Source organism: Streptomyces misionensis, assembly GCF_007896895.1.
Lineage (GTDB): Bacteria > Actinomycetota > Actinomycetes > Streptomycetales > Streptomycetaceae > Streptomyces > Streptomyces misionensis_A.
The window spans coordinates 1-6,971 of sequence record NZ_VOGW01000049.1 but is presented as its reverse complement, the minus strand read 5'-3'; the positions used below and the strand labels follow the sequence as shown (position 1 = coordinate 6,971).

6 protein-coding genes and 2 pseudogenes are annotated in these 6,971 nt (G+C 71.4%); 5 read left to right on the top strand and 3 right to left on the bottom strand.

All coding sequences use genetic code 11. From position 1 onward, the window contains the following. Positions 1-253, top strand: a pseudogene (locus FRZ03_RS38915) (hypothetical protein); the annotation flags it as partial. Between the two features lie 63 nt (positions 254-316). On the opposite strand, the pseudogene FRZ03_RS38910 reads toward FRZ03_RS38915, so the two are convergent. Beyond that, a pseudogene (locus tag FRZ03_RS38910) lies at positions 317-413 on the bottom strand. Positions 414-531: 118 nt separating this feature from the next. Then, a complete protein-coding gene (locus tag FRZ03_RS08535) occupies positions 532-903 on the bottom strand; it encodes a winged helix-turn-helix transcriptional regulator (RefSeq protein WP_146464562.1) in 372 nt (123 codons plus the stop codon). An 84-nt stretch (positions 904-987) separates the two neighbouring features. On the opposite strand from FRZ03_RS08535, the gene FRZ03_RS08530 reads away from it, so the two are divergent. Next, positions 988-1,899 (top strand): NAD(P)-dependent oxidoreductase, encoded by a 912-nt coding sequence (locus FRZ03_RS08530; RefSeq protein ID WP_146464561.1) that lies wholly within the window; start codon positions 988-990, stop codon positions 1,897-1,899. Between the two features lie 39 nt (positions 1,900-1,938). On the opposite strand, the gene FRZ03_RS08525 is transcribed toward FRZ03_RS08530, so the two are convergent. Further along, positions 1,939-2,766, bottom strand: a complete 828-nt coding sequence (locus FRZ03_RS08525) for a 3-hydroxybutyrate dehydrogenase (RefSeq protein ID WP_146464560.1) — start codon at positions 2,764-2,766, stop codon at positions 1,939-1,941. A 432-nt stretch (positions 2,767-3,198) separates the two neighbouring features. Between FRZ03_RS08525 and FRZ03_RS08520 the strand changes: the two genes are divergently transcribed. The 3 genes from FRZ03_RS08520 (at position 3,199) to FRZ03_RS08510 (ending at position 6,954) form a co-directional block, all read left to right on the top strand. Beyond that, positions 3,199-4,662 (top strand): extracellular catalytic domain type 1 short-chain-length polyhydroxyalkanoate depolymerase, encoded by a 1,464-nt coding sequence (locus tag FRZ03_RS08520; RefSeq protein ID WP_146464559.1) that lies wholly within the window; start codon positions 3,199-3,201, stop codon positions 4,660-4,662. Between the two features lie 362 nt (positions 4,663-5,024). Continuing rightward, positions 5,025-6,008, top strand: coding sequence for an ABC transporter permease (locus FRZ03_RS08515; protein WP_146464558.1), 984 nt, complete (start codon positions 5,025-5,027; stop codon positions 6,006-6,008). A 1-nt stretch (position 6,009) separates the two neighbouring features. Next, the gene (locus FRZ03_RS08510; RefSeq protein WP_398659945.1) at positions 6,010-6,954 is read left to right on the top strand and encodes an ABC transporter permease; all 945 of its coding nucleotides are present in this window, start codon (positions 6,010-6,012) and stop codon (positions 6,952-6,954) included. Positions 6,955-6,971 lie beyond the last annotated feature (17 nt).

Here is a 6,971-nt window from a genome sequence, read left to right as displayed (position 1 = left end):
GCTCGTACAGTGCGCGAGCACGGACGATCCGTACGCGAGCGTCGAGGTCAGGAACCCCAACGGACGCGACGGCGTCTTCACCGTGACGATGCGCTTCAAGAACCGGTACGGCTTCACCCTCATGGACACGGGCAATCAGGTGCAGGTGCCCGCGAAGGGCAGAACCACCCTCCGGGTACCGGCCGCGAGTTCCGGGCACGTGGAGGAGATCGCTCACTGCGAGGTCGACTCCAGGGCCGTCGCGGACCGGTGACCGCTCTCGGCACCGGCGCGCCGCTCACCGGGTGCTCCCCGGTGAGCGGCGCGCCGCGGGATGCGGAGAGGGCAGGATTCGAACCTGCGTGGACCCCCTGAGGGATCCGACCCCGAGACGTGCTCGCTGGTCCCCGATCAACCGCTCCGGGCACCTCTCCTCGCTCCCGGCCCCGTGGTGACCGGAGCCGTTCACGTGAAAGAGAATGGCACGGGCCCCTGACGCGGCACTGACACCTCGACGACCGGTGCCGGGCCGCTGGTCGGCGGCCGCCGTGTTCACCCGCCCGCGTCACCGGCGACCTCGACCGCCGCGAAGCCCTCGCGACGCGCCCGCTGTGTTCCCCAGGCGCCGAGCGGCACCAGCGCCTGGTTGAGCGTGCGCCCGTGTCCGGTCAGGGAGTACTCCACCCGCGGCGGCACCTCGGCGTAGACCTCCCGGTGCACGAGACCGTCCTCCTCCATCTCGCGCAGGTGCTGCGTCAGCATCTTCTCGCTCACTCCCGGCAGGGCGCGCCGGAGTTCCGCGAAGCGGCGGACGCCATGGGTGTCGAGTTCCCAGAGGATCAGCCCCTTCCACTTGCCGCTCACCACGTCGAGCGCGGCGTCGATGCCGCAGATGTAAGGCCCGCGTCTCGGCGCCCTGGCCATCCTCGTTCCCCCTTACGAAAAGGTGAGTACCCCAGTAAAAAGTAGGTACTTCCGAGCGTACCGACGCTCTCCGAGCATGGAGGGGTGAACGAACAACAGCACCACCCCACCAGGCAGGACAGCGCCGTCACCGTGCTCGGACTCGGCCCGATGGGCCGGGCGATGTCCCGCGCCCTCCTCGCCGCCGGCCACCCGGTCACGGTCTGGAACCGCACCGCCGGCCGGGCCGACGTCGTCGTCGCCGACGGAGCGACGCTCGCGGCGACACCCGGCGAAGCCGTACGGGCCGGTGACCTCGTGATCCTCAGCCTCACCGACTATCAGGCGATGTACGACGTCCTCGACGGCGCCACCGCAGCGCTCGCCGGCCGGACCCTGGTCAACCTGAGCTCCGACACTCCCGACCGCTCACGCGAGGCGGCGACCTGGGCGGTGGGCCACGGCGCCGCCTTCCTCACCGGAGGCGTCATGGTCCCCGCGCCGATGGTCGGCACCGAGGCGGCCCACGTCTACTACAGCGGCCCTCACCATGTGCTGGAACGCCACCTGGCGACGCTGGCCCTGCTCGGCACACCGAAGCACCTGGGCGCGGACCCGGGCCTCGCCCAGCTGATGTACCAGGCCCAGCTCGCGGTGTTCCTCACCACCCTGTCGGGGCTGATGCACGCCACCGCGATGCTCGGCACCGCGGGGATGAAGGCCCGCGAAGCGCTGCCTGAGCTGCTCGCCTCCGCCGACTCGATCGGCGACATCCTCCGGGCGGGCGAGGAGCACCCCGGCACCGCCCTCGACGCCGGGGAACACCCGGGCGACCTCAGCACGGTCACCATGATGGGCGCGACCTCCGACCACATCGTCGAGACCAGCACGTCACTCGGCCTCGATCTCGCACTGCCCCTGGCCGTGCAGGCCCACTACCGGCGCGCGATCGAGAACGGCCACGGCGGCGACAACTGGACGCGCATCATCGACAGCATCCGGGGCGGGGCGAGCTGACCCGCCGTCGACGGACCCGCGAGCCGGGCCGACCCGCCGTCAACGCGCCGTCCAGCCTCCGTCCACGGGGATCGAGCCGCCGGTGATGTAGCCGCTGCGCGCGCTGCACAGCCACAGGGCGGCCTCGGCGACCTCCTCCGGTTCGATCAGGCGCTTGATCGCGGTGCGGTCGAGGAACACCCGGTCCAGCACCTCCGCCGCCGGGATGCCGTGGGCGCGTGCCTGGTCGGCGACCTGCTCCTCGACCAGCGCCGTGCGGACGTACCCCGGGTTGACGCAGTTGCTGGTCACGCCGTGTGCGGCGCCCTCCAGGGCGACCACCTTGCTCAGGCCCTCCAGCGCGTGCTTGGCCGCGACGTACGCCGACTTGTAGGCGCTGGCCCGAAGCCCGTGCACGGACGAGATGTTGACGACCCTGCCCCACTTCTGCGCGTACATGTGGGGCAGGGTGCGGCGCAGGATGCGGAACGGCGCCTCCACCATGACGCGTTGGATCAGCGCGAAGCGCTCGGGGGGAAACTCGTGCACGGGGGCGACATGCTGCAGGCCCGCGTTGTTGACCACGATGTCCGCGTCGTCCGGCAGCGCGTCCACGGCGTCGGCCTCCGAGAGGTCGGCCACGACCGCGATGCCACCGACCGCCGTGGCCACCTCCTTGGCGGCCTCGGCGGCCCGGTCCACCACGTAGACCTCGGCACCGGCCGCGGCGAAGCCCTCGGCACACGCCCGGCCGATCCCGGCGGCCGCACCGGTGATCAGAACCTTGCGGCCGGTGAGGAACCGGGTCGGGGCCGGAGCGGACGCGCGGGCGTCACCGGGCCCGGGATGCTGGGGCGAGCCCTCGTCGGAGCTCTTGGTGCTGTCCATGGCCGACCACCGTAGGGACGAACCAGGACGTGAGGCACATCGGTCGCCGACATATTTTCGGCGGACGGGGTGGGGCCCGCCACCATGTGCCGACGACCGGCGGACGCCCGCGCCTGCCGGCCCGCCGGGTGCGCCCGGCAGGCGCGGGCGCACCGGTTCGTGCCGCCCTCGCGGACACAGCGCCACCGCCGACACCATGGGGGTGCGAGCCACCCCGTCCTCCGCCGTCCTGGCTGTCGCCCACATGTCGCGGAGGGACCGGCCGGTCGTACGGTCCGCTTCCAGCGAGCCGGTACGACAGCGGGCCGGACGCGGCCGGGTGCCGCGACGGCCGCCACGACGGGCGCGGGGCGGAGCCGGGCGGGGTGGGACCGCCGGGCGGCGCGCCACGCCCGCGCTCCCCCTCACCCCACCACTCATCGGAGTCGCAGCATGCTTCACTCCATCCGGCGTGGATTCGTCCGGCGCACCGCGCTGGCCGCCGCACTGGCCGCCTGCGTCGCGGGCCTGACCGTCGCCGGCCCCCTCGCGTCGAGCGCGGCGGCCGCCGGCACTCTCACCCAGGTCACCGACTTCGGTTCGAACCCCGGCAACCTGGCCATGTACGAGTACGCCCCGTCCAACCTGCCCGCCCACGCGCCGCTGGTGGTGGCCCTGCACGGGTGCACCCAGTCGGCGAGCGACTACCACACGCACTCCGGCTGGCAGAAGTTCGCCGACCAGTGGGGCTTCGCCGTGGTCTACCCGCAGACCGGCTCGGCCAACAACAGTCTGTCCTGCTTCAACTGGTTCGACTCCACCAAGGACACCCGGGGCAAGGGCGAGGCGGCCTCGGTGATGCAGATGGTCGACACCGCCGTGGCACAGTACGGCTCGGACCGCGGCCGTATCTTCGTCACCGGCCTGTCCGCCGGCGGCGGCATGGCCGCGGACCTGCTCGCCGACTACCCGGACGTGTTCGCCGGCGGCTCCGTCGACTCGGGCCTGCCCGCGCAGTGCGCCACCACGCTGACGGCCGCCTCCGGGTGCCAGTCCGGCAGCCAGAACCTCACCCCGAAGCAGTGGGGCGACAAGGTCCGCAACTCCTACCCGGGCTACTCCGGGCCCTGGCCGCGGGTCGCCATCTGGCAGGGGACCTCCGACACCACCGTCAACCAGGTCAACGGCACCGAGCTGCGCGACCAGTGGACCGACGTCCGGGGCATCGGCCAGACCGCCTCCAGCACCCGGAGCCTGACCGGCGGCACCACCGAGAGCCTCTACGACGACAGCAGCGGCAAGCCCGCCGTCGCCCTGTTCTCGATCTCCGGCATGACCCACGGCCTCGCCGTGGACCCCGGTTCGGGCGCCGACCAGTGCGGCAGCACGGGGAGCTACTACCTCGACTACATCTGCTCCAGCTACCACACCGCGCTGTTCTGGGGCCTGGACGGCGGCGGCCAGGGCGGCACCGGTTCCCTGCCCGCCCCGTCCGGCCTCACGGTGACCGGCACCACCGACGCCGGGGCCTCCTTGTCCTGGAACGCCGTCAGCGGCGCCGCCTCCTACGCCGTCTACCGCAACGGCACCAGGGCCGGCTCCGTGACGGGCACCTCCTACACCGACACCGGCCTGTCCGCCGGCACCTCCTACACCTACACCGTCGCCGCGGTGGACTCCTCCGGAGCCGTCGGCGCGTCATCGGCCTCGGTGACGGCGACGACCACGGGCGCCGCGCCCAAGTGCTACACCGACAACAACTACAACCAGGTCCAGGCCGGCCGCGCCCACCAGAGCCTCGGCTACACCTACGCCAACGGCTCCGACCAGAACATGGGCCTGTACACCCTCGCCGTCACCCACACGCTGAAGGAGACGTCCCCGGGCTACTTCGTGCTCGCGGATGCGGGCTGCTGACGAAGACAGCGGCTACGGGCCGCCGGTCAGGCCCGGTCGAGCGGTACGGGCACCCTTCTCCGGCCCGCCGACCGTGCAGGTCGGCGGGCACTCCGCCCGCAGGACCCCCGCGAATGTAACGACCCACCCCATCAAGATCGCCCGAATTGCGCCGTATTCCGGACCCTGTGCTACGACGACATGTCGACCTCGTGGCAGCGCCGGGCAAAACCTGGTGTCACGGCGCGGTGCGGACCAGGCTGGTGTGCACATCCCCACGTCACCCTTCCGTACCCGCAGAAAGCAACACCGCGCATGCAATCCACCTGTCTCCCCGGTGCTCCCGAGGCGCACATCCCGTGTGTGATGAGGAGGTGCCGCGCGTGGTGCGCTATGTGACACGCAAGGCGGTCGGCTGGCTCCTGATGATCGTCGTGGCGACGAACGCCACCTACTTCCTGGCCAGTTGGTTTCTGGACCCGCGGTCGAACTTCAAGGAACTGCGGCCCGTCCGCAGCGAGGCGCAGATCGACCGGGCCCTCGCGCCGTACAACCTGGACCCCAGGGTGCCGTTGGTGCACCGCTGGTGGGACTGGCTGACCTCGGTGATCCTGCGCTTCGACTGGGGGAAGTCCCCCACGGGCGTCTCCGTCAACGGAGAAGTGGGCTACCGGGCCCTGGTCAGCGCGGAGTTGGTGATCATCGCGACCGTGCTGTCCGTCGTGATCGGGGTCGCGCTCGGCGTCTACACCGCCGCCCGGCAGTACGGCTGGGCCGACCGGGTGGCGCAGGCCGTGTCCATCGTGGTGTTCAACATCCCCACGTCCGTCGCCGCCCTCGCCGTGGTCTTCGTCGCCATCTGGCTGAACCAGCACACCGGGCTGCACTTCCTCTACGTCGCCGGGGAGAACTCACCTGGCGTCGAAGGGCTGTTCCCCACGATCGGCGACCGCCTCCTGCACCTGATCCTGCCCACCGTGTCGCTCACGCTGATGGGCTACGTCGGCTACCACCTGACGCAGCGTTCCCTGCTGCTCGACACCCTCCACGCCGACTTCGTGCGCACCGCCCGGGCCACCGGGCTCACCCGCGGCCAGGCCATCCGCAGGCACGCCCTGAGGGCGGCGCTCATCCCGACCGCGGCTTCCGTGGCGTTCAGCGTCCCGGCCGTCTTCACCGGTGCCGTCATCACGGAGACGATCTTCGGCTGGAACGGCATGGGCCGCTACTTCGTCCAGACCATCGGCAAGAACGACGTGCACGGCGTCGTCGCGACGGCCGCCTTCGCCGCGGCGCTGACGGCGATCGGCGCGATCCTCGCGGACATCGCCACGGTCTTCCTCGACCCGAGAGTGCGGGTGAGCTGACGTGACCACCGACGCGACGACCGCCGCGTCCCCCCGCCCCACCGGGGAGCGGCCCCCCGAGGCGGCGACGACCACGTCCCCGCACCTCGGACTCGGCCGGCTCTACCTGCGGCGCTTCCTGCGCAACCGCCTCGCCGTCGTGGGAGTGGTGATCTTCCTGCTGCTGGTGCTCTTCGGAGCGTTCGGCGGCCGGTTCACCTCCTACGCCTACACCGACGCCGACTTCGCCGCGCTCACCCAACCGCCCAGCGGTGCCCACTGGTTCGGCACCAACCAGGGGGGCAACGACATCTACGCCTGCGCCGTGCACGGGCTCCAGCGCTCCCTGGTGATCGCCGTGAGCGTGTCGGTACTGACGATCGTGCTGGCCGCCGTCATCGGCTCCGGCGCCGCCTACTTCGGGGGCCGGGTCGAGCGGGTGACCCTCGCCGTCATCCACTTCCTCCTGATCGTCCCCTCGTTCCTCATCCTCGCCCTGGTCTCCCACCGGCTGGCCGGCGACTGGCGTGTGCTGATCGTCGTGCTGACCGTGTTCGGCTGGATGTCCACGGCGCGGGTGATCTGGTCCGTGTCGACCTCACTGCGCGAACGGGACTACGTGCGGGCGGCCGAGTTCATGGGCGTCGGCCCGCTGCGCATCATCCTCCGCCACATCATCCCCAACCTCGGCTCCCTGCTGATCGTCAACCTGACCCTCGGTGTCGTCGCGACCGTGCTCAGCGAAACCGCCCTGTCCTTCCTGGGGTTCGGCGTCCAGACCCCGGACGTCTCCCTCGGCACCATGCTCGCGGACGGCGCGAGCACCATCACCAGCGCCCCCTGGCTCTTCGCCTTCCCCGCGGGGCTGGTCGTGCTGCTCACCGTGTCGATGACCTTCATCGGCGACGGCCTGCGCGACGCCCTCGACCCCACGTCGGTGACCGGCTCGGCAGGAGGCCGACGATGACCCTCGCGACCCCGCTG

Coding starts and splice junctions, on each gene's coding strand:
- FRZ03_RS08535 (WP_146464562.1), bottom strand. CDS start 903: ATGGCCAGGGCGCCGAGACGCGGGCCTTACATCTGCGGCATCGACGCC.
- FRZ03_RS08525 (WP_146464560.1), bottom strand. CDS start 2,766: ATGGACAGCACCAAGAGCTCCGACGAGGGCTCGCCCCAGCATCCCGGG.
- FRZ03_RS08520 (WP_146464559.1), top strand. CDS start 3,199: ATGCTTCACTCCATCCGGCGTGGATTCGTCCGGCGCACCGCGCTGGCC.